The following is a 21,529-nucleotide window of genomic DNA, read 5'->3' on the forward strand; positions in this document are numbered from 1 at the left end:
CGCCGCTCATCCGCCGCCCGAGAGCGCCTCGGCCAGTTGCTGCACATTGCGGAACCGCTCGCCGCGCGGCAGCTCCGCCACCGCGTCCACCAGCGGATCCGGTGCGTTGTCCCGGCGCAGGGCCGAGACCAGCTCGCCCGGACGGGCCGGGAAGGCGCTGCGGTTCAGGCTGCGGGCCAGCTCCAGCCGCACCTTCTCCAGGGACGCCGGGGAGCCGATCCCGCCGACCGGGCCGCCGGTCACCTCCGGGTCGTCGTCGGCGGCGGGCTCCGGGTCGTGCCACTCCTCGGCCCGGGTCGGGTGCCCGGACCTCAGCAGCCCCTTGAGCTCGTGCTTCATCTCGTCGTCCCGGTGCACGTTCAGCCGGTCACTGCCTCGCTGCATATCTCCCTCCAGGGGTCGAACGTCCGCACCCGCGTACCCGGTACGGCACCACCGAACACCGCGGCCTACTGCCTGGTCCGGCCCGGCAGGAACTCCTGGACCTTCGCCTTCAGGCCCTGCTTGACCACCGAGCCCCGGTCCGGGTCGCCCTTGAGGACCGAGGCGGCCGTGGCCTCCATCTGCTCCCAGGTGGCGTGCGGCGGTACGGGCGGTACGGCGGGGTCGGTCAGGAACTCGATCACGCAGGGCCGGTCCGCCGCCAGCGCCGCCCGCCAGCCCGCCGCCACGTCCTCGGACTTCTCCACCCGGATGCCCTCCAGGCCGAGCGACCGGGCGAACGCGGCGTACCGCACGTCCGGGATCTCCTGCGAGGGCAGGAAGGACGGCGCGCCCTCCATCGCCCGCATCTCCCAGGTCACCTGGTTCAGGTCCTGGTTGTTCCACACCGCGACCACCAGCCGGGGGTCCGCCCAGCGGTCCCGGTACTTGGCCGCGGTGATCATCTCCGCGAGACCGTTCATCTGCATCGCGCCGTCACCGACCAGCGCGACCACCGGCCGGTCCGGGTGCGCGAACTTCGCGCCGATCGCGTACGGCACCCCGGGCCCCATCGTCGCGAGCGTCCCGGACAGCGAGCCGCGCATACCGGGCCGCATGGTGATGTGCCGCGCGTACCAGTTGGCCACCGAGCCCGAGTCGGCGGTGAGGATCACGTTCTCGGGGAGCAGCGGATCGACGGCCCGCGCCACGTACTCCGGGTTGATCGGGTCCGCCGCGAGCCCGGCCCGCCGGTCCATCGTCTCGTGCCACCGCCGCACGTTCGCGGCCACCGTGTCGTACCACTCCCGGCCGCCCCGGTCGGTCTCCAGCAGCGGGATCAGCCGCTGGAGCGTCGCCCGCGCGTCGCCGACGAGATTCACCTCGTACGGGTACCGCATCCCGATCATGTGCGGGTCGAGATCGATCTGCACGGCGCGCGCCTTGCCGAAGTCCGGCAGGAACTGGGCGTACGGGAACGAGGACCCGATGGTCAGCAGCGTGTCGCAGTCCCGCATCAGCTCGTAGGACGGCCGGCTGCCCAGCAGCCCGATCGGCCCGGTGACGTACGGCAGCTCATCGCTGAGCACGTCCTTGCCGAGCAGCGCCTTCGCGACGCCCGCGCCGAGCAGCTCCGCGATCTCCCGCACCTCCGCGACCGCGCCCGCGGCACCCTGCCCGACCAGGATCGCCGGCTTGTCACCCGCGTTCAGCACGTCCGCGGCCCGGCGCAGCGCCTCGTCGGTCGGGGTCGCCGTCCACTCGCTGACGCCCAGGCTGGAGGGCACCATCTTGAACGCGTGCGTCGGCGGCGAGTAGTCCAGCTCCTGCACATCGCCGGGGATGATCAGCGCGGTCGGGCAGCGCCGTGCGTACGCCGTACGGATCGCCCGGTCCAGCACGTTCGGCAGCTGCTCGGGCACCGTCACCGTCTCCACGAACTCCGAGGCGACGTCCTTGTACAGCGAGTGCAGGTCGACCTCCTGCTGATAGGAGCCGCCCATCGCGCTGCGGTCGGTCTGGCCGACGATCGCCAGCACCGGCACATGGTCGAGCTTGGCGTCGTACAGGCCGTTCAGGAGGTGGATCGCGCCCGGTCCCGAGGTCGCCGCGCACACACCGATGCGCCCGCTGAACTTCGCGTACCCGACCGCCTCGAACGCGGACATCTCCTCGTGCCGGGACTGGATGAACCGCGGCTTGTCCCCGGCGCGGCCCCAGGCGGCGAGCAGTCCGTTGATGCCGTCGCCCGGATAGGTGAACACCTGCTCGACATCCCAGGCGCGCAGACGCTCCAGGACATGGTCGGACACCTTCGTACTCATGCAAGGACCTCCCCGGTGGGGTTGCGAAGCGGACGATCCGGTCAGCGTCGACCGAGTCTCCGGTGGGCAGTCCGGAAAACCTCCCGGGGGTCCGCGAGTCCCGCGCGCTCCGGCACCCGGGGGCCTCGCGCCGGACCGCGCCGTCACCCGGGTGGGCGTCCGCGTCCCGCGAATGGGGCCCGGCGGCGCGCGCCGGGGCGTGGGGCGGGCTGTGATGGCTGGGGAAGGGGTACGGCCCCGGGCGCCGCAGCGCGTGGGAGTCGTCCCGCCGCCCCAGCCGCCCGTACGACCGCGCCGGTACGACCGCGCCGGTACGACCGCGCGGGTACGACTGTCAGCCCGCCGTCCGCCGCCCACTGCCCGCCACCAGCCGTCTGCCGCCCGTCATCCACCACCCGTCGTCTGCCGCCCGTCATCCGCAGTCCGCCGTAGCTCCCGAGGAGCCCTTCCATGCGCCGCACCGTCCGCGCCCTGCCCGTCGCCCTTGCCGCCGGCGCCGCGCTCGCCCTGACCGGCCCCGTCGCCCTCGCCGCGGCGGACGCCCCCGGCGCGCGCCGGACCAGGACACCGGGGGCGGCGCGGGCCGGGTGCCCGGACCCACGGCACGGGCGAGCGGGGGCCCCGACCCGCGGGCGAGCGGCGGCCCCGGCAGATCGTGCGACGGGACCGGGAAAGGCACCGGGACCGGGACCGGAACAGGCACCCAGTGCCGGGCGGGGGAGACCTGTACCGGTGACACACGGCAGTGCACCGGCGCCAGGAGCGGGTCCTGCGCCGACGACGACCGCGCCTGCGACGGCGCCCGCTCCGGCGCCTGCGCGGACTCCGGCGACGACTCCTGCCGCGAGCCCCGCTCCGCCTCCGGCTACTCCGAGGACTCCTACGACGACGGCGGCGGCGACGACCGCGACGGCGACACGGGCTGGAGTCCCGGCAGCGGTGACGACGAGGGCGACGACTGCGCCGCCGGGGGCGGCACCCAGCACGGCGTGGCGGCCGGCGCGGGCGGCACCTTCAACGACTCGGTCCCCGCCCTGGCCACCGGCGCGGCCCTGATCGCCGCCGCCTGCGCGGGCGCCGGATACCGGATCCACGGCCGCTTCCGCACCGGCGGAGGTGACCGGCCTGCGGACGTGTGACCCGCACAACTCCCGCCCCGGCCATGGAGTTACGCCCAGCGGGTACACAGGATCCCGAGGACACCCCCGACCCACCGGACCCACCCGCCGCCCGTCGCACCTTCGGCACCGCCCGGCGCGGGGCGGGAGGAGTCCAGGGCGGCACACCGGACGGCACGGCCCCGGGCCGGGCGGCACCACGGACTGCGCGGAGGCGGACATGCGGCGGACGGACCCCGAGGGCCACGGCCCCGTCCGCTACGGCCCGCCCCTGCCCGGCGACGGCCTGCCCGTGCTCCCCGAACTGGCCGCCGTGGTCCGCCCAGCCCGTCGGCGGCGCCCCCGCCCTGCTGGAGTCCGCCTGCGGCTACTGGACCCGCCGCGCCCTGCCCTGCGTCCCCGACCAGGTCGCCGCCGGACCCGGCGCCCCCGCCCTGCTCCTCGCGCTCACCGCCGCGCTCGCCGGGGACGGCGCCGACGTCCTCGTGCCCCGCCCCTGCGCCGCCTGGTGGGCCCCCTATGCCCGGGTCCTCGGCCGGCCCGTCTTCCATGTGCCCACGCCCGCCGAGAGCGGCGGCGTCCCCGACCCCTACGCGCTGCTGGAGACCGTGCGCCGGGTCCGCGCCGAGGGCGGCGACCCCCGGCTGCTGGTGCTGTCCGTCGCCGACGACCCCACCGCCACCGTCGCCCCGCCCGAACTGCTGCACGAGACCGTGGAGGCCGCCACCGCCGAGGGCCTGCACCTGGTCAGCGACGAGACCTGGCGCGACACCGTGCACGCGCCGCACGACACCGTCCTGCTCAGCCCCGCCGAGATGCGGCCCGACCGGGTCACCGTCGTCACCGACCTGGCCGGTGCCCTGCTGCCGCCCGGCTGGCCCGCCGCCGTCGCCCGCTTCCCCGCCTGCGACACCGGACGGCGCCTGCACGCGCGGGTGCTGGACATCCTCACCGGGCTCGGCGCCCGCCTCGCCACCCCCGTCGCCGCCGCCGCGTGCTACGCCCTGGACGAACCCCCGCCCGTCACCGAGCGCCGGGAGGCCGCCGTACGGCTGCACGCCCGGCTGGCCGGCGCGGCGCACGCCGAGATCACCGCCGCCGGTGCCCTCGCCCGCCCCCCGCAGGCCGGGCGCCATGTCTACGCCGACCTGAGCCCGCTGCGCGAGGCGCTCGCCGCCCAGGACGTGACCGACGCCCAGGAGCTGGAGGACTTCCTCACCGCCAGGACCGGCATGCCCGCACCCGGTGGCCACCGCTTCGGCGACGATCTGGCGGCCCCGCGCGTACGGCTCGGCACCGGGCCGCTGCTGGGCGGCACGGACGCGGAACGCACGGCAGCCCTCACCTCGCCGACACCATGGGAACTGCCCTTTGTGCAACGCTCGTTGATCTCCCTGAGGTCGGTCCTCGACGATCTCCGCGACGACGCCCAGCGATGGGAGCCCCCTCGATGACGCAGCAGACGCAAGAGCCCGGATCGACCCCGACGACCGACAACCCGCCCACGGCTCCCACGGCTCCGACGGCTCCGACGGCTTCGACGGCTTCGACGGCGACCGGCACCCGTACGGGTATCGACGCCGGTACGGCGACGGCGGCCGACGCCGTCACAGACGCCCCGCCCGCCTCCGGAGCGCCCCCCTTCCCGCCGCTGGCCGAGCCCCGCCCGCTGGGCGAACGCCGGGTGTGGCCGCGCACGTTCCACGACCGGCTCACCGCACCGCTGCCCGGCCTCAAGGCCCTCGCCCGCTTCGCCCGCGAGGGCGCCGTACGCCCCGACGCGCAGGGCCTCGCCGACATCTCCCGACTGCCGTACGCGCCCGCCCCGCTGCCCCGCGCCGACACCGGCACCCTCGCCGTCACCTGGGCGGGGCACGCCAGCTGGATCGTCCAGACGGGCGGTCTGACGGTGCTCACCGACCCGGTCTGGTCACGCCGCATCCTCGGCACCCCGGCCCGGATCACCCCCGTCGGCGTGCCCTGGGACCGGCTGCCCCGGATCGACGCGGTCGTCATCAGCCACAACCACTACGACCATCTGGACGCCCCCACCCTGCGCCGACTCCCGCGCGACACCCCGGTGTTCGCACCGGCCGGGCTCGGCCGCTGGTTCCGGCGCCGCGAGTTCACCCGCGTCACCGAGCTGGACTGGTGGGAGGGGGCCGAACTGGCGGGCGTCCGCTTCGACTTCGTGCCCGCCCACCACTGGTCCAAGCGCACCCTGACCGACACCTGCCACAGCCTGTGGGGCGGCTGGGTCCTCACCGCCCCCGGCGGCCCCCGCCTCTACTTCGCCGGAGACACCGGCTACGGCCACTGGTTCTCCCGCATCGGCCGCCGCTACCCCGGCATCGACCTCGCCCTGATGCCCATCGGCGCCTACGACCCCCGCTGGTGGCTCAGCGACGTCCACTGCGACCCCGAGGAAGCCGTCCAGGCCACCCTCGATCTGGGCGCCCACCGCATGGCCCCCATGCACTGGGCCACCTTCATCCTCTCGGCGGAACCGGTCCTGGAGCCGCTCACCCGGGTGCGCACGGCGTGGGAGAAGGCGGGCCTGCCCGGAGAAGACCTGTGGGACATGCCGATCGGCTCTTCAAGAACCCTCGACTGATTTCTCACCGTGCTCCCGGAACCGCCGCACCAGACCCGGCACCGCGCTGATCGCGACGGTCAGCACCACCGCCACCACCACGCCCTCCCACGGCTCGGGAAACAGCGAACCCCCCACGATCCCGATCACCTGGTACGTCGCCGCCCACGCCAGACACGCCGCCACATTGCCCCGCGCGAACCGCCGCAGCGGCCATTCCGCCATGAGGCACGCCAACATCACCGGGATCCGGCCGGCCGGCACCAGCCGGGACAGCACCAGCACCGCGACCCCATGGCCGGCCAGCTTCCCCCGCGCCTGTTCCAGCCGCTCCTCCGGCGCCCGCGACCGTATCGCCTCCAGCCACCGCGAGCCGCCCCGCGACCGCAGCCCCCGCCGTCCCAGCCAGTACAGCGCCGCGTCCCCGAGGAACGCCGCCAGCGACGCCGTGACGAACACCAGCGCCAGCGCGAACGGCGCCGTCTGATGGAACGCCACCACCGCCGCCGAACTCACCAGCGCCCCGGTCGGCACCACCGGCACCAGCGCGCCGATCAGCACCAGCAGGAACAACGACGGGTAACCGAGCGCCTGTTGCGTCGACTCGGGCGACACGGCGGACGTCGTCGCCGCGGCCAGCGCCGCCGCGGCCGCCAGCCGGGTCACCGGGCGACCGCCGGCCGTACGCTCTCGCCGTGCGCCGGTTTGTGCACCGCCACCTTCGGGGCGGCCAGGGCGGCCAGTCGTACGAACTCGTCGCCCGGGGCGTGGAATTCGTGCGGCCGCACCGCGTCCATGCCGATCGGCCAGTACGTCCCGTAGTGCACCGGTATCGCCGCCCGCGGCGCCAGCAGGTCCAGGGCCGCTGCCGCCCGGCCCGCGTCCAGATGCCCCTCGCCGAGGAACGGCCCCCAGCCGCCCACCGGCAGCAGCGCCACCTCCACCGGCCCGACCCAGTCGGCCATCGTGTCGAAGAGCCCGGTGTCCCCGGCGAAGTAGGTCCGCGCCTCGCCCTCGACGACGAAGCCCAGCGCGGGCGAGCGGTGCGGGCCCACCGGCAGCCGCCGCCCGTCGTGCCGTGCGGGCACCACCCGCACCAGCAGCTCGCCGACGCGTATCTCGTCCCCCGGGACCACCTCGGTGACGCGGAGGTGGCGCAGCCGGCGCACGCCCGGCACCACCTGGAGTGCGCCCCGGGGCACAAGCAGGCGTGTGCCCGGGTCGAGCGCCCCCAGTGACGGCAGATGCAGATGGTCGGCGTGCAGGTGGGAGACGAGCACCACGTCGGCGCGCCGGGCCTCGTCGGAGGGGAGCGCGCCCCGTCGGCGCCGCAGATGCGCCAGCCGACTCGCGAACAGTGGATCGGTGAGCACTCGTATGTTCGAATCCTCGATCGTGCAGGTGGCATGACCCCACCAGGTGATCTCCACCGGCACCTTCTTCGCCTCCTTCACGCGCCTGTCCGAAGCCTACGGGCAGGAGTAGGGTCGGCGGCGAAAACCGGAGGTGAGGGGGACGCCATGGGACAACGACGGGGCGGCTCCGGCGCGCGCACACCGGCACGGGTCATCGCCATCGCCAGTCTGACCCCCCTCGAAGAACTCGACGCCGACCCCTTCCTCGTCGACAGCCGCACCCAGCACGCCATGTGCGCCCGCTGGGCCGACGAACACGGCTATGTCGTCGCCCGGGAACTGCTCGTCGGCGGGCTCCGCTTCGACCACCGCGCCCTGTGGGACGGCGTACGCCCGGGCGTCGACGTGTTCGTCGCACCCAGCCTGCGGGTGCTGCGCCGGGCCCTGTCGTCCGTCGAGGAGTTCACCGCGGAGTGCGCGCGGCGCGGGGTGCGCGTGGTCACGGTGGGCCGGGCGGAGCCGTCGTACGACGCGCAGATGAAGGCCCGGGTGCACCGCAGGCTGTCCATGCCGACCGCCGGATACGACGGACGGTGAGCCCTACGTCACTCCTTCGGGTGATTCTCGGGCGGTATGACAAGGTGGAGGGCGGCCCGGTCGCCCCAGCGCACCGGGACGGTCACCTCGCCGCGGGGCGGGGGAGGGTCGAAGCGGAGGAAGCGCGGGCGTGCGGGGCGTAGGGTGGCGGCGGGCCGCCGGTCGGATCGATTGGCGGCGGATCGCCCGTCAGCTCGGGCGCAGCGTCGCCGTATGGGCCGTCTCCACGCTCACCATGCTGGCCCTCGCGCTGCTCCTGCCCGACTTCCGGCTCCAGTCCGCCGACGGCGACAGCGCCACCCGGATCGCCCTCACCGCCGCCCTCGGCGCGGGCGCGTTCGGCATCCTGTCCGCCGTGGTGTGGCCGCTGCTCGTCCGGCTGCTGCTGCTCGTCCCCGCCCTCGTCCTCGGCCTGCTGGTCTTCTTCCTCAACGGCTCGCTGCTGCTGGTCGCCCTGCGCCTGAACCCCACCGGCCGGGGCGCGGTCGCGCCGGAGACCGCCGTCATCGTGGCCGCGGTCATGTCGGCCGTCGCCTCGGCCACCGGCGGCGCGCTCGCCGTGCGCGACGACGAGGCGTACCGGCGGCGGCTGCACCGCCTCGCCGCCCGCCGCCGAAGAACCGACCCGCCCTGCGCCCGGACCCCCGGCCTGGTCCTCCTCCAGCTCGACGGCGTCGGCCACGACGTCCTGACGGCGGCCGTGCACAAGGGGCTGATGCCGACCCTCGCCCGCCTGCTGGCGGCGGACGGGGGCACCCGGCCCCCCACCCACCGCCTCACCCCCTGGCACACCGACTGGTCCAGCCAGACCGGCGCCAGCCAGCTCGGCATCCTGCACGGCAGCACCTACGACATCCCCGCCTTCCGCTGGTACGAGAAGGACCGCGGGGAGGTGATGGTCTGCAACCGGCCGACCAGCGCCGCCGAACTCCAGCGCCGTGCCGTCGCGCGCACCGGCGACGGCGGACTGCTCACCGAGGACGGCGCCAGCCGCGGCAACCTCTTCAGCGGCGGCGCGGGCGAACAGGCCCTCGTGCTGTCCATAGCGGCCCGCCGCCGAAGCCGGGAGAACCGTTCCCGCGCCGGGTACTTCGCCTACTTCTCCGACCCGGCCAACGCCGTGCGCACCGCCCTGTCCTTCATCGCCGAGGTGGCCCGGGAGATCGGCGAGTCCACCCGCGCCCGGTTCCGCAGGCAGCGCCCCCGCGTCTCGCGCGGCGGCCTCTACCCGCTGGTCCGCGCCTTCGCCACCGTCGTGGAACGGGACGTCGTGGTCGCCGCGGTGATGGGCGACATGCTCGCGGGACGCACCGCCGTCTACGCCGACCTGGTCGCCTACGACGAGGTGGCCCACCACTCCGGGCCCCGCAGCCGCGACGCCGAGAAGGTGCTCGCCCGCCTCGACCGGAGCCTCGCCCTGCTCGCCCGGGTCGCCGACCACGCCCCGCGCCCCTACCGCCTCGTGGTCCTCTCCGACCACGGGCAGAGCCCCGGCGAGACCTTCCACGCCCGCTACGGGCTCACCCTCGCCGACCTCGTACGGGCCGGCTGCGGACTGCACGTACCGCGCCGCGCCGTGGGGGTCCCCCCACGCGTCGAGCCATGGGGGAGAACGCACAGCGGCACCGAGGCACGGGCCGCCGTGCGCGCCGCCCTGCGCCGGCCCGTGGAGGAGGGCGAGCAACGCCGCCCGGCCCGCCGCCGCGAGCCGATCGTGCTGGCCTCCGGCAACCTCGGCCTGGTCTCCTTCCCGGACGTGCCCCACCGCATGACCAAGGAGGAGATCGACGCCCGCCACCCCGCCCTGCTCACCACCCTCGCCAACCACCCCGGCATCGGCTTCCTGCTGGTGGCGAGCGAGGCGCACGACGGCGTGCTGCTCGGCCCCGGCGGCACCGAGATCCCACTCGCCGGCCTCGACCGCGACCCCGGCCCGCTGGCCCGCTTCGGACCCGGCGCCGTCGAGGCGGTGCGCCGCACCCACTCCTTCCCGCACACCGCCGACATCATGGTCAACTCCGCGTACGAGCCCGCCGACGGCGAGGTGCTCGCCTTCGAGGAGCAGATCGGCTCCCACGGCGGGCTCGGCGGCGCCCAGTCCCGCCCGTTCCTCCTGTCGCCGCTGGAGCTGTCCGAGCCGGTCGCGGCGGGGGAGCGGCTGACCGGGGCCGAGCAGGTGCACCGGGTGCTGCGCCGCTGGCTCGGCGAACTGTCCGGACCCGAGGTCCCGCTCGACGCGACCGCCGTCGAGGAGGACGAGCGGGCGGCCTGAACACATCCCACGGGCACCGCCGAACCCCGGCCCGCGCCGCGCGGATGTGATCGGATAGGGATGATCTCCGGACACCCGGCAACGGGACCGCATCCCTCGTGAAAGGAACCATCGTGGCCACCACGCGCACCGCGCACACCGAATGGGAAGGCAACCTCCTTGAGGGCAAGGGCGTCGTCAGCTTCGACTCCTCGGGCATCGGCGAGCAGCCGGTGTCCTGGCCGTCGCGCGCCGAGCAGGCGAACGGCAGGACCAGCCCCGAGGAGCTGATCGCGGCCGCCCACTCCAGCTGCTTCTCCATGGCCCTCGCCCACGGCCTGGCCGGCGCCGGCACCCCGCCCACCAAGCTGGAGACCAAGGCCGACGTCACCTTCCAGCCCGGCGAGGGCATCACTGGCATCCACCTCACCGTGCGCGGCGAGGTGCCCGGACTGGACGAGCAGGGCTTCACGTCGGCCGCCGAGGACGCCAAGAAGAACTGCCCGGTCAGCCAGGCGCTCACCGGTACGACCATCACCCTGACCGCCGAACTGGCCTGAGCCGGGGCGGCTGTCCCGGTCGCCCGGGTGCCGCGCTCCCCATCGGGGCGCGGCACCTCGGGGCCGCAGGGCGCCGGCCGGACCCGGGGCCCGTCAGAACCGCGCCCGGTACTCCCGCAGGATCTCCCGGGTGCGCCGCGCCGAGGCGGCCCGCGCCGTCATATGGTCCAGCACCTCCAGATGCGCGGCGACCTCCCGCCGCGCGTCCAGATACAGGGCGCCGGTCAGATACTCGGTGAACACCATGTCGGGCAACTCCGGCTCGGCGAACCGGAACAGCGTGAACGGCGCGTACGTCCCCGGGTGCGGGCCCGCCGCGAACTCCGCGATCTGGAGCGTGATCCGGTCCTGCTCGGCGCACTCGATCAGCCGGTCCAGCTGCTCGCGCATGACATCGGCGGACGTGCTCACCGGGCGCCGCAGCACCGTCTCGTCCATGATCACCCACAGGTGCGGGGGATTCGCGCGCTCCAGCAGCCGCTGCCGTTCCATCCGCAGCGACACATGCCGCTCCACCGACTCCGGCTCGCTCTGCCCGATCGTGCCCGCCTCCATCACCGCCCGCGCGTACGCCTCGGTCTGGAGCAGCCCCGGCACGAAGTGCGGCTCGTAGGAGCGGATGATCCGGGCGGCGCCCTCCAGGCTGACATAGAGACTGAACCAGTCGGGCAGCACATCGTGGAACCGCTGCCACCAGCCCGGCTGATTGGCCTCCTCCGCCAGCCGCACGAACGCGGCCGCCTCCTGGTGCGCCACCCCGTAGGTGTCGAGAAGGACCTGCAAGTACGGTATTTTCAGCGCGACTTCGGCCGTCTCCATGCGCCGTACCGTCGCCGCCGCGACCCGCAGCACACCGGCGGCCTCCTCCCGGCTGAGCCCCGCCGCCTCCCGCAGCTCCTGCAACCGCTTGCCCAGCACCACCTGGCCCACGGTCGGTGCGGCCCGCCGCTCACTCACGCCACGCCCTCCCCTGCCGTGTCGCCCCGGCCTGCGGCAGTCTGTCACGCGACGCCTGCTCGCACAGCGGATCGAGCACACTGAAGGATCACAGGTTCGTCAACCCGCGAGAGGGTTCGTCAACCCGCCAGTGTCTGGAGGTACTTGGCGGTCGCCGGGTCCGCCGGCAGGAAGGTCTCGATGGCGAGTTCGGCGACGGTGACGTCCATCGGGGTGTTGAAGGTGGAGATGGAGGACACGAACGACAGGATCCGGCCCTCGTGTTCGACCCGCATCGGCAGCGCGAAGTACGGCACCGGCTCCTCCGGCTCCTCGCCCGGCGCGTCCTCGGGCACCGGATACGCCGTCACCTCCTCGTACAGGGCGCGGAGTTGATCGGAGCGGTGCAGCGCGAGCTGGCGCTCCATCTGCGCGACCAGGTGTCCGCGCCACTCCCTCAGGTTGCGGATCCGCGGCGCGAGGCCCTCGGGGTGCAGGGTCAGCCGCATGGCGTTCGGTGGCTGCAGCAGCTTCTCCGGGATCCCGTCGAGCAGCATGGTGATGCCCCGGTTGGCGGCCACGACCGTGTACCCGGCGTCCACCACCAGCGCGGGATACGGCTCGTAGCCCTGGATGAGCCGCTCCATGCCGTCGCGCAGGGCGTCGAGGGCGGGATCGTCCAGCGGGGTCTCCGGGTAGCGCGGGGCGTAACCGGCGGCCAGCAGCAGCGCGTTGCGCTCCCGCACGGGCACGTCCAGATGCTCGGCGAGCCGCAGCACCATCTCCTCGCTCGGGCGGGACCTGCCGGTCTCCACGAAACTGATGTGCCGGGCGGAGGAGTCGGCCCGCAGGGCCAGCTCCAGCTGGGAGATGCGGCGCCGCTCCCGCCAGGCACGGAGCAGCGGACCCACCCCCTTGCTGTCGGGGGCGGCGGTGGACACGGAAGCTTCGGTGGCGACCATGGTCATGCCTCGACCCTAAACGAGAAGTGCGCACCCCAACGACCTCGCGCCCGCGGACGCGCCAGGTCAGGCCGGAATCGATGGTGCCCCAGCCGGTATCGGCCCCGCGGACGCGTCGCCCGGCCGTCCCGGTCCGGCGCGTGGCAGGCTGGGAGGAGATCCGCCGCCGACCCGAAGGGAGCCGCGCCATGGCCGTCGCACCGCTGTCGCAGAAGGAGATCGAGGACCGGCTCGCCGAACTCCCCGGCTGGTCCGCGGAGGGCGACCGGCTCACCCGCACCTACCGGCTCCCCTCGCACTTCGCCGCGGCCGCCCTGGTCATGCACATCGCCCGCATCCAGGACGAGCTGGACCACCACTCCGACTGCACCCTCGGCTACCACTCCGTCGACCTCACCCTCACCACCCACAGTGCCGGCGGCACCCTCACCGAGAAGGACTTCGCTCTCGCCCGCAGGGTGGAAGACATCGCCCCGGGCCACGGCGCACACTGAGCGTCGTGCTCGATTACGACAAGGAAGCCCGTCTCTACGACGCCTCGCGCGGCGGCGAGCGGCGCGCCGAAGCCGCCACGCGCGCCGTCCTCGGCCTGATACCCGACCGCCCCGGTCGCCTCCTCGACCTCGCCTGCGGCACCGGCATCGTCACCCGCAGGCTCGCCGCGGCCCGCCCCGCGACCCGGGTGACCGGCACGGACCTCGCCGACGGCATGATCCGCCGGGCCGCCGCCCGGCTGCCCGGCGCGATCGTCCGGGCCGACAGCCGCCGACTGCCCTTTCCCGGCGCCGCCTTTGACGCCGTCACCAGCATCTGGCTGCTGCACCTGCTGACCGGCCCCGACGACCTGGACGCCGTCCTCGCCGAATGCGCCCGCGTCCTGCGGCCCGGCGGGGTGTACGTCACCACGGTCGACAAGGCCGCCGCGCACGACGTGGGCAGCGACATCGAGGCCGCCCTCGCGGGTCGTCCGATCCGCCCCGCCGCGGACGCCGCCGACCTCGTCACCGCGCGGGCCGCCCGGCACGGACTCGCGCTCGCGGGGCGGTCCGCCTTCCCGGGCGTCGGCCAGGGCCGCAGCCCCCGCAGCACCATCGCCGACCTGCACCGGGGCTGGTTCAGCATGCTGCCGCCCGGCGATCCCCGCCGGGGGACGTACGCCGCCCGGCTCGCCGACCTCCCCGACCAGGACCGCCCGCGCGCGGACCCGACGTTCACCCTGCGCGCCTTCCGCAAACACTGACGGGTGCCAGTGCCAGTGCCAGTGCCTGTGCCAGTGGCCGTCGGAACGGGGGGGCGGGGGCGCGGGTGGCTATCGCCCGAGCCCCCGGCGGATCGCCGTCTCCACCGGCGAGTACGCCCCGTCCGGCCGCTCCAGCTCGTACGGCACCGCGGGCTCCAGCGGCGGCTGGGCCATGAGCCGCGGCCGGGTGCCGTGGTGCGGCTGTGCCGCGTGGACGAGGAAGGGGTGGCACAGATAGACATCGCCGGGCTGCCCGGTGGCCAGGGCGAGCGGCCGGTGCTCGCTCGCCGCGACCAGCTCCGGCGCGATCTCCAGGCCGGAGACACCCGCCTCGCCGTACGGTTCGAGGATCCGCGGCACATCCAGATGCGAACCGACCCGGATCCGCGTCGGGGCGTCCTCCTCGGTCACCTCGCTGAACAGGAACAGCATCAGCAACGCCCGGTCCCGGGACCGCAGATTGGTGTGGAACCAGCCGGCGCCCGCGGGCAGATAGCTGCCTTCGATGTGCCAGCCGGCGTCGCCCGGGTCCTCGGGGTGCGGGAAGCGCAGCGGGAAGGTGCCGAGCGAGTACCGCGGCAGCCAACGCCGTTCGCCCACCAGCAGGTCGAACGCCGCGTGCAGGGCGGGGGAGTTGGCGGCGGCCGCGAAGGGGCCCTGCGCCAGGCCGCCGATCCGTACCACCGGTTCCTTCCAGGTGCCGGGGTCCTCCGGGTCGTACCCCGTCTCCCGCCACAGCAGCCGCGCGCAGTCCTCGGCGACCCGGGGCGCGACCGCGCCCTCGATCTTCACGAACCCGTCGGCGAGGAAGCGCTCCACCATGTCGTTGCCCATGCGGGCCATGGTGGACGAGGGGAGGCGGCCGGGCATCCGGTTTTCCGGCGGCCGCCCGGCGCGGAATTTGCCGGGTCGGCAACGGAACTGGCCCTCTTTGGGTGTGCCGTCGCACCCTGACGGCATCCGGAAGAGAGGCTGACCACCATGGCGCAGGACCACAACGGCGATCACACCCACGGCCAGGGACAGGAAGAGGACCACGGACCCAGGCACGGCCACGGCCACGGCCACCGGCATGGCCACGGACACGGACACGGACACGGACACGGCCACGGACACGGCACGGACCTCGACTGGAACGAGATGGCCCCCCTGCTGGAGGCCCAGGCCGAACTGTTCGCCCCCCTGTACCGGCAGGCCCTGTCCTGGCTCGCGGACGACATCGCCGAGCCGGGGCTGATCGCGGACGCGGGCAGCGGACCCGGGGTCCTGTCCTGCCTGTTCGCCGAGGCGTTCCCCGGTGCCCGGGTGGTCGCCGTGGACGGCACCGCACCCCTCCTCGACCGGGCCCGCGCCCGCGCCGACCGCCTCGGCCTGGCCGACCGCTTCGACACCCTCGCCGGTGAACTCCCGGACGTACTGGACGAGTTGCCGAAGCCGGCCGATCTGCTGTGGGCCAGCCGCAGCCTGCACCACCTCGGCGACCAGCGGGCCGCGCTCACCGAGTTCGGCCGGCGGCTCGCCCCCGGTGGCACCCTGGCCCTCCTCGAAGGCGGTCTGCCCTCCCGCTTCCTGCCCCGGGACCTCGGCATCGGCCGCCCGGGGCTCCAGGCACGGCTGGACGCGCTGGAGGAGGACTGGTTCACGCGGATGCGCACCGAACTGCCCGGCTCCGTCGCCGAGACCGAGGACTGGCCGGCCCTGCTGACCGCCGCGGGCCTGCGGCACACCGGCACCCGCAGCTTCCTGCTCGACCTGCCCGCCCCGGCCGACGAGCGGACCCGCGCCTACGTCGCCGCCAACCTCGGCCGACTGCGCGAGGGCTTCGGCGACGCCCTGGCCGCCGAGGACCGGGACACCGTCGACCGGCTCCTGGACCCCGCCGACCCGGCGAGCGTGCACCGGCGGCCGGACGTCTTCGTGCTGTCCGCGTACACCGTGCACACGGCCGTACGCCCGTCCTGACGCACCGGTACGTGCCGGTACGTGCCCGTACGTGCCGGTACGTCAGTTGTCGGCTATGAACTGCTGCGCCAGCTGGTCGCCGAGAGAGACGGCGGCGCTGTGGCTCTCGATGGGGGAGACCTTGGAGTCCTTGAACAGGATGTAGGTCACGCCCGAGTCCGCGCCGCCGGTCGCCGGGTCGGGATCGATCCCGAGCGCCTTGGCGGTGGCGTACGACGCCTCACCGATGATCTTCGTGGGGCCGGTGTCGCCGACGACGGCGTACTCCACCTTGTTGCCGTAGATGACGGCGACCACGCCGCCGCCCTTGATCCCGTAGTCGGAGTACTTCCAGATGCTGCTGGTGCTGGGCACCACGACATAGGGCAGCGACTCGGACTTCAGGGCCTTGCCGTCGGACTGGTGGAAGGCGGTGTCGTCCTGGTACCAGGGGTCGCGGTCCTCGTTGCAGTTGGTGGTGCGCTGGCCGTCGCAGTCGATGTCCATGTCGGCCTTCCAGAACACCGCGCCGTTCTTGCCGCAGACGGGGACCGTGGCCGAGGTCTCGTCGTCGGTCTTGTACTTGCCGTTGGAGATCTGCGAACAGGACTTCACCTTGGCGAGCAGGTCGGCCGCGCTGACCGAGCCCTCCTGGGCGGCCTTCGGCGTGGCTGTCGGCGCGGGGTTCGCGAGCGCGTGCGCCGGCATCAGGCCGGCGGCGAGCAGGGCGGCCCCGGAGGCCGCGGCGAGGGTCAGTGATCGAAGACGCACTGTGGGGGACCCTTCTGTTAGGAAACTTTCCTTACCGGGCGGCTCCACGGTGGCGCAGGCGCCATGTGCGCGTCAACCCTCCGGTTGCGAACTCGTGGGAACCCCGTGCGTATTGCGGGGGTTTGTGCTCATGGCGAGACTGGAGTCACCGGAGGGATCCGCGTTCTTCGCGCCCGGGAGGTGAGGCGTCATGTTCGTACGCACGGTGTACGCGACCGGGGGCCCGGCCCGGCTGGAGTCGGCCCTGCGCGCGCTGAACAGCCAGGGCCACGATCTGCTGGAGGAGCGGCCCGGCTATCGGGGCGCGGGCGTCTTCGTCGATCGCGAGCTGGGCAAACTGCTCACGGTCAGCTGGTGGGAGTCCGAGGAGGCGCAGGCCAACAGCGACGAGGTGATGCGGGAGCGGCGCCCCGCCCTGCTGGAACCCTTCGCCGCGTCGCTGGCCGTCGAGCACTATCGCGTCGCGGTCTTCCACGCCCTGCCCCGGCCCGTGGTGGGCGGCGGACTGCGTGTCGCCCGGCTGGAGTTCGACCCCCGGGACGCGGACCTGCTGGCCGACACCTTCCACGCGACCGCGCTGCCGCGTCTGGAGACGGTGCCGGGACTCGCCCGCACGGCGCTGCTGCTGGACCACGACCGGGGCCGGGGCATCGCGGGCACGGTCTTCACCGACCACCACGCCCTCGCGTCCTCCCGCGCCGCCCTCTCCGCCATCCGCGAGTCCGGCACCGCGAAGGCGCGGGCCGCGGTGGTGGCGCTGGAGGAGTTCGAGGTGGTGCACGCGGACGCGCATACGCTGTGAGAGCGGTACGGATGGGCGCAGGCGGCGCCCGGCCGCCGCCGGTGAGCGCCCCGGACCGGCCGCGGCTCAGGGCGTGCCCTGAACGCGCGGCCGGAGAAGACTTGCTCAGCCCATGTCGAACGTGGCCGGGTCCGGGCCGATCCGCCGGTCCTCGTTCAGCGCGCCGATCGCCGCCAGGTCCTCCGCGTCCAGGCTGAAGTCGAACACCTCGATGTTCTCCTTGATCCGCGACGGCGTCACCGACTTCGGGATCACGATGGTGCCCTGCTGGACATGCCACCGCAGCACCACCTGCGCCGGAGTGCGGTTGTGCTTCTGCGCGATCGCCACGATCGCCGGCACCTCCAGCAGCCCCTTGCCCTGCCCGAGCGGCGACCATGCCTCCGTCCGGATGCCCTGCTCCGCGTGGTACTCCCGGGCCGCGTGCTGCTGCAGATGCGGATGCAGCTCGATCTGGTTCACCGCGGGGATGACGGACGTCTCCTCGGCGAGCCGCCGCAGGTGCTCGGGGAGGAAGTTGGACACGCCGATGGCCCGGACCCGGCCGTCGGCGTACAGCTTCTCCAGCGCCTTGTACGTGTCGACGTACGTGTCCCGGGTCGGCAGCGGCCAGTGGATCAGGTACAGGTCGAGATGGTCGAGCCCCAGCTTGCCGAGCGAGGTGTCGAAGGCGCGCAGGGTCGCGTCGTACCCCTGGTCGCTGTTCCAGAGCTTGGTGGTGACGAAGATGTCCTCGCGGGGCAGACCGGAGGCCGCGATGGCCCGGCCGGTGCCCTCTTCGTTGCCGTACGCCGCGGCCGTGTCGATGCTGCGGTACCCGGCCTCGAGCGCCGTGCCGACGGCCCGCTCGGCCTCGTCGTCCGGCACCTGCCACACGCCGAAGCCCACCTGGGGCATCTCGACGCCGTTGTTGAGGATGATCGGGGGGACCTTGCTGCTCACGAGCTCGTGATCCTTCGCTGGTCGACGACGTGGTTCTCCATCGTCAACGATCACACACCGCGATACATTCCTGACGCGCCTGGAAGATCCGGATCCGTCCCGGCCCTGTCAGGACTTGTACAGGGCCTCGACCTCGCGCTCGTACGCCTTCTCGATCGCCTTCCGTTTCAGCTTCAACGACGGCGTCAGCAGGCCGTGTTCCTCGGTGAAGGGCTGCGCCAGTATCCGGAAGGTGCGGATCGACTCGGCCTGTGAGACCAGCGTGTTCGCGGCGACCACCGCGCGCCGCACCTCGGTCTCCAGATCCGGGTCCCGCACCAGCTGCGCGGGCGCCATCGCCGGTTTGCCGCGCATCTGGAGCCAGTGTTCGACGGCCTCGTGGTCGAGGGTGACCAGGGCCGCGATGTAGGGGCGGTCGTTGCCGACCACGATGCACTGGCTGACCAGCGGATGGTCGCGGACCCGCTCCTCCAGCACCCCGGGTGAGACGCTCTTGCCGCCGGAGGTCACGAGGATCTCCTTCTTGCGGCCGGTGATCGTCAGATAGCCGTCCTCGTCGAGGGAGCCCAGGTCACCGGTGGCCAGCCAGCCGTCGTGCAGCGATCCGTCGGTCGCCTTGGGGTTGTTCAGATAGCCCTGGAAGACATTGCCGCCGTACAGCCAGACCTCGCCGTCGTCGGCGATGTGCACGGTCGTGCCCGGGATCGCCTGGCCGACCGTGCCGTAGCGGGTGTGCTCGGGCGGGTTCGCGGTCGCCGCGGCCGTGGACTCGGTCAGTCCGTAGCCCTCGTAGATCTGCACGCCCGCGCCCGCGAAGAACAGCCCGAGTCTGCGGTCCATGCCGGAGCCGCCGGACATGGCGTTGCGGATCCGGCCGCCCATCGCGGCCCTGACCTTCGCGTACACCAGCTTGTCGAACAACTGGTGCTGCATCCGCAGCCCCGCCGTCGGACCGGGCCCGAGCCCCCATGCCTTCGTCTCGATCGCCTCCGCGTACCGCACCGCGACATCGACCGCCTTCTCGAACGGCCCCGCCTTGCCCTCCTTCTCCGCCTTCCGCCGGGAGGCGTTGAACACCTTCTCGAAGATGTACGGCACCGCCAGGATGAACGTCGGCTGGAACGCCTGGAGGTCCGGCAGCAGGGCGGCGGCGTTCAGCTGCGGCTGATGGCCGAGCCGCACCCGGCCCCGGATCGTGGCCACCTCCACCATGCGCCCGAAGACATGGGCGAGCGGCAGGAACAGCAGGGTGGACGCCTCGTCGCCGCGCTTGGAGTGGAACACCGGCTCCCAGCGGCCCACCACGCTGTCCGCCTCGAACATGAAGTTCCCGTGCGAGAGCACACAGCCCTTGGGACGGCCCGTGGTGCCGGAGGTGTAGATGACGGTGGCCACCGAGTCCGGGGTGACCGCCTGCCGGTGCCGGTGCACCACCTCGTCGTCCAGATGCGCGCCGGCGTCGTACAGCTCCTGCACACAGCCCGCGTCCAGCTGCCACAGCTGACGCAGCCGCGGGAGCCGGCCGATCACCGTGGCGATGGTCATCGCGTGGTCCTCGTGCTCCACGACCGCCGCGGTGACCTCGGCGTCGTACAGCATCCAGAAGCACTGCTCGGCCGAGGACGTGGGATAGACCGGCACCACCTGGGCGCCGATGGTCCACAGGGCGAAGTCGAAGAGCGTCCACTCATAGCGGGTACGGGACATGATCGCGACCCGGTCGCCGAACCGGACCCCGCTCGCCAGCAGGCCCTTGGCCAGGGCGAGGACCTCGTCACGGAACTCGGCGGAGGTCACATCGCGCCACTGCCCCCCAGCGTCCTTGCGGCCGAGGGCCACCCGCCCCGGGTCCGTCCGGGCGTGCTCGAAGACGACATCGGCCAGACCACCCACCGGCGGTGCCGACGTGAGAGGCGGGTTGGTGAACTCGCGCAATCCTCGCTCCCCGATCCTCGCTGCCTGAACGCGCCGGTGATGTGCGGCACAGCGCCGTGAAAGCTACCTCACACCCTGACCGGAGGGGAGGGGGGCGGAAACAGAGCAAACCTCGCCTTCCGCCCGATGGTTGTCCGGAAAATGCCCGCACATGGGGAAGGGACGGACACAATACTGACGGGTCAGTAAGTTTCGGCGGCGTAATCTCCACCGAATCTGTACGCGCCGATTACCGCTCTGTACAGGGCGATTACGGCCATGACCACGCCGTGCGCGGCCCGCCCCCTGTGAAGAGCGCCACACCGCCGTCAGCCGCCATGGCGCCGCAGCCGCTCCCCGCCCGCCAGGACCGCCGCAGCGAGGGCGTCCGCCGCCTCCTGCGTCCCGGGCCGGTGGCGGCCGTGCGCCAGCACGAAGTCGACCTTGCCCAGCTCCGGCAGCCCCGCGCGCTCCGGCAGCCGGAACAGGCCCGGCGGGATCAGCCGGCGCGAGTGCGCCATCACCCCGAGCCCCGCGCGGGCGGCCGCGATCAGCCCGTTGAGGCTGCCGCTGGTGCAGACGATCCGCCAGTCCCGCCCCTGCCGCTCCAGCGCCTCCAGGGCCCGCGCCCGGGTGACGCCGGGCGGCGGATACACGATCAGCGGGACCGGCCGCCCGGCGTCCAGGCGCAGCCGCTCGGCGCCGATCCACACCAGGTCGTCGCGCCAGACCAGTGCCCCGCGCGGATCCTCCGGGCGCCGCTTGGCCAGCACCAGGTCGAGCCTTCCTGCGGCCAGCCGCTCGTGCAGGATCCCGGACAGCTCGACCGTCAGCTCCAGATCGACCTCCGGATGGTCATGACGGAAGCCCGCCAGGATCTCCGGCAGCCGGGTCAGCACGAAGTCCTCCGAGGCGCCGAACCGCAGCCGCCCGCGCACCCGGGTCCCGGTGAAGAACGCCGTCGCCTGCTCGTGCACCTGAAGGATCCGGCGCGCGAAGCCCAGCATCGCCTCGCCGTCCTCGGTCAGCTCCACGGAGTGCGTGTCCCGGACGAACAGCGGACGCCCCGCCGCGTCCTCCAGCCTGCGCACCTGCTGGCTCACCGTGGACTGGCGCAGGCCCAGGCGCCGGGCCGCCTGGGTGAAGCTCAGCGTCTGGGCGACCGCGAGGAAGGTCCGCAGCTGCGTCGGGTCGTACACGGGCCCAGCGTACGTCGCTATCGCGAATCATGATGACAGTGAGAGTGGTGTACGGGATTCCCGATCAAGGCGAGGCAAGGGATCATGAGGAGGGGTCCGGTC

At 73.4% G+C, this 21,529-nt stretch carries 20 protein-coding genes and 1 pseudogene; 10 read left to right on the forward strand and 11 right to left on the reverse strand.

Annotation, left to right across the window (positions count from 1 at the left end):
* Positions 1-6: 6 nt before the first annotated feature.
* Positions 7-384 carry a DUF2795 domain-containing protein gene (locus ACLF5H_RS19685; RefSeq protein ID WP_421677317.1) on the reverse strand — a complete coding sequence of 126 codons (378 nt, stop codon included), beginning with the start codon at positions 382-384 and terminating at the stop codon, positions 7-9.
* Positions 385-449: 65 nt separating this feature from the next.
* Entirely contained in the window at positions 450-2,246 is a 1,797-nt protein-coding gene (locus tag ACLF5H_RS19690; protein WP_421677318.1) for a thiamine pyrophosphate-requiring protein, read from the reverse strand.
* A gap of 587 nt (positions 2,247-2,833) precedes the next feature.
* On the opposite strand from ACLF5H_RS19690, the gene ACLF5H_RS19695 reads away from it, so the two are divergent.
* The 3 genes and pseudogenes from ACLF5H_RS19695 (at position 2,834) to ACLF5H_RS19705 (ending at position 5,978) form a co-directional block, all read left to right on the forward strand.
* Complete coding sequence (locus ACLF5H_RS19695) at positions 2,834-3,385, forward strand: hypothetical protein (protein WP_421677319.1); 552 nt, start codon at positions 2,834-2,836, stop codon at positions 3,383-3,385.
* A gap of 199 nt (positions 3,386-3,584) precedes the next feature.
* Positions 3,585-4,818 (forward strand): annotated as a pseudogene (locus ACLF5H_RS19700) (aminotransferase class I/II-fold pyridoxal phosphate-dependent enzyme).
* Positions 4,815-5,978 (forward strand): MBL fold metallo-hydrolase, encoded by a 1,164-nt coding sequence (locus tag ACLF5H_RS19705; RefSeq protein WP_421677320.1) that lies wholly within the window; start codon positions 4,815-4,817, stop codon positions 5,976-5,978. Before ACLF5H_RS19700 ends, ACLF5H_RS19705 begins: the two are co-directional and overlap by 4 nt.
* Here ACLF5H_RS19705 and ACLF5H_RS19710 read toward each other — a convergent pair.
* A complete protein-coding gene (locus ACLF5H_RS19710) occupies positions 5,961-6,623 on the reverse strand; it encodes a DedA family protein (RefSeq protein WP_421677321.1) in 663 nt (220 codons plus the stop codon). The two genes, ACLF5H_RS19705 and ACLF5H_RS19710, sit on opposite strands and share 18 nt — an antisense overlap.
* A complete protein-coding gene (locus tag ACLF5H_RS19715) occupies positions 6,620-7,393 on the reverse strand; it encodes an MBL fold metallo-hydrolase (RefSeq protein WP_421677604.1) in 774 nt (257 codons plus the stop codon). The genes ACLF5H_RS19710 and ACLF5H_RS19715 overlap by 4 nt, the downstream gene beginning before the upstream one ends.
* Positions 7,394-7,477: 84 nt before the next feature.
* On the opposite strand from ACLF5H_RS19715, the gene ACLF5H_RS19720 reads away from it, so the two are divergent.
* From ACLF5H_RS19720 to ACLF5H_RS19730, 3 genes are all read left to right on the forward strand, one after another.
* Positions 7,478-7,909, forward strand: coding sequence for a hypothetical protein (locus ACLF5H_RS19720; RefSeq protein ID WP_421677322.1), 432 nt, complete (start codon positions 7,478-7,480; stop codon positions 7,907-7,909).
* A gap of 130 nt (positions 7,910-8,039) precedes the next feature.
* Positions 8,040-10,181, forward strand: coding sequence for an alkaline phosphatase family protein (locus ACLF5H_RS19725; protein ID WP_421677323.1), 2,142 nt, complete (start codon positions 8,040-8,042; stop codon positions 10,179-10,181).
* Positions 10,182-10,294: 113 nt separating this feature from the next.
* On the forward strand, positions 10,295-10,720 hold the full coding sequence (locus ACLF5H_RS19730) for an OsmC family protein (RefSeq protein WP_421677324.1): 426 nt from the start codon (positions 10,295-10,297) through the stop codon (positions 10,718-10,720).
* Positions 10,721-10,813: 93 nt separating this feature from the next.
* Here the strand turns inward: ACLF5H_RS19730 and ACLF5H_RS19735 are convergent, their stop codons facing one another.
* The gene (locus tag ACLF5H_RS19735) at positions 10,814-11,677 is read right to left on the reverse strand and encodes a helix-turn-helix domain-containing protein (RefSeq protein WP_421677325.1); all 864 of its coding nucleotides are present in this window, start codon (positions 11,675-11,677) and stop codon (positions 10,814-10,816) included.
* 119 nt (positions 11,678-11,796) lie between these two features.
* Positions 11,797-12,624, reverse strand: a complete 828-nt coding sequence (locus ACLF5H_RS19740; RefSeq protein ID WP_365200356.1) for a helix-turn-helix domain-containing protein — start codon at positions 12,622-12,624, stop codon at positions 11,797-11,799.
* Between the two features lie 182 nt (positions 12,625-12,806).
* Here ACLF5H_RS19740 and ACLF5H_RS19745 point away from each other — a divergent pair, with 182 nt between their 5' ends.
* Both ACLF5H_RS19745 and ACLF5H_RS19750 read left to right on the forward strand, forming a co-directional pair.
* Positions 12,807-13,112 carry a 4a-hydroxytetrahydrobiopterin dehydratase gene (locus ACLF5H_RS19745; protein ID WP_421677326.1) on the forward strand — a complete coding sequence of 102 codons (306 nt, stop codon included), beginning with the start codon at positions 12,807-12,809 and terminating at the stop codon, positions 13,110-13,112.
* 5 nt (positions 13,113-13,117) lie between these two features.
* Positions 13,118-13,858: a class I SAM-dependent methyltransferase gene (locus ACLF5H_RS19750; RefSeq protein ID WP_421677327.1), complete on the forward strand. Its 741-nt coding sequence runs from the start codon at positions 13,118-13,120 to the stop codon at positions 13,856-13,858.
* 69 nt (positions 13,859-13,927) lie between these two features.
* Here ACLF5H_RS19750 and ACLF5H_RS19755 read toward each other — a convergent pair whose 3' ends face one another.
* Positions 13,928-14,692 (reverse strand): phytanoyl-CoA dioxygenase family protein, encoded by a 765-nt coding sequence (locus tag ACLF5H_RS19755; RefSeq protein WP_421677328.1) that lies wholly within the window; start codon positions 14,690-14,692, stop codon positions 13,928-13,930.
* Positions 14,693-14,839: 147 nt separating this feature from the next.
* On the opposite strand from ACLF5H_RS19755, the gene ACLF5H_RS19760 reads away from it, so the two are divergent.
* The gene (locus tag ACLF5H_RS19760; RefSeq protein WP_421677329.1) at positions 14,840-15,820 is read left to right on the forward strand and encodes a class I SAM-dependent methyltransferase; all 981 of its coding nucleotides are present in this window, start codon (positions 14,840-14,842) and stop codon (positions 15,818-15,820) included.
* 42 nt (positions 15,821-15,862) lie between these two features.
* Here ACLF5H_RS19760 and ACLF5H_RS19765 read toward each other — a convergent pair whose 3' ends face one another.
* Positions 15,863-16,570 carry a glycoside hydrolase family 75 protein gene (locus ACLF5H_RS19765; protein WP_421677330.1) on the reverse strand — a complete coding sequence of 236 codons (708 nt, stop codon included), beginning with the start codon at positions 16,568-16,570 and terminating at the stop codon, positions 15,863-15,865.
* A gap of 190 nt (positions 16,571-16,760) precedes the next feature.
* Here ACLF5H_RS19765 and ACLF5H_RS19770 point away from each other — a divergent pair, with 190 nt between their 5' ends.
* Positions 16,761-17,372 (forward strand): hypothetical protein, encoded by a 612-nt coding sequence (locus ACLF5H_RS19770; protein ID WP_421677331.1) that lies wholly within the window; start codon positions 16,761-16,763, stop codon positions 17,370-17,372.
* 105 nt (positions 17,373-17,477) lie between these two features.
* On the opposite strand, the gene ACLF5H_RS19775 is transcribed toward ACLF5H_RS19770, so the two are convergent.
* The 3 genes from ACLF5H_RS19775 to ACLF5H_RS19785 all read right to left on the reverse strand — a co-directional run bounded on the left by ACLF5H_RS19775 (position 17,478) and on the right by ACLF5H_RS19785 (position 21,427).
* A complete protein-coding gene (locus ACLF5H_RS19775) occupies positions 17,478-18,314 on the reverse strand; it encodes an aldo/keto reductase (RefSeq protein WP_421677332.1) in 837 nt (278 codons plus the stop codon).
* 108 nt (positions 18,315-18,422) lie between these two features.
* Positions 18,423-20,249, reverse strand: a complete 1,827-nt coding sequence (locus tag ACLF5H_RS19780) for an AMP-dependent synthetase/ligase (protein ID WP_421677333.1) — start codon at positions 20,247-20,249, stop codon at positions 18,423-18,425.
* 308 nt (positions 20,250-20,557) lie between these two features.
* On the reverse strand, positions 20,558-21,427 hold the full coding sequence (locus ACLF5H_RS19785) for a LysR substrate-binding domain-containing protein (RefSeq protein WP_421677334.1): 870 nt from the start codon (positions 21,425-21,427) through the stop codon (positions 20,558-20,560).
* Positions 21,428-21,529: the final 102 nt, after the last annotated feature.

Origin of the sequence: Streptomyces sp. LaBMicrA B280, from assembly GCF_049222185.1 — a bacterium.
Classification (GTDB): Bacteria; Actinomycetota; Actinomycetes; order Streptomycetales; family Streptomycetaceae; genus Streptomyces; species Streptomyces murinus.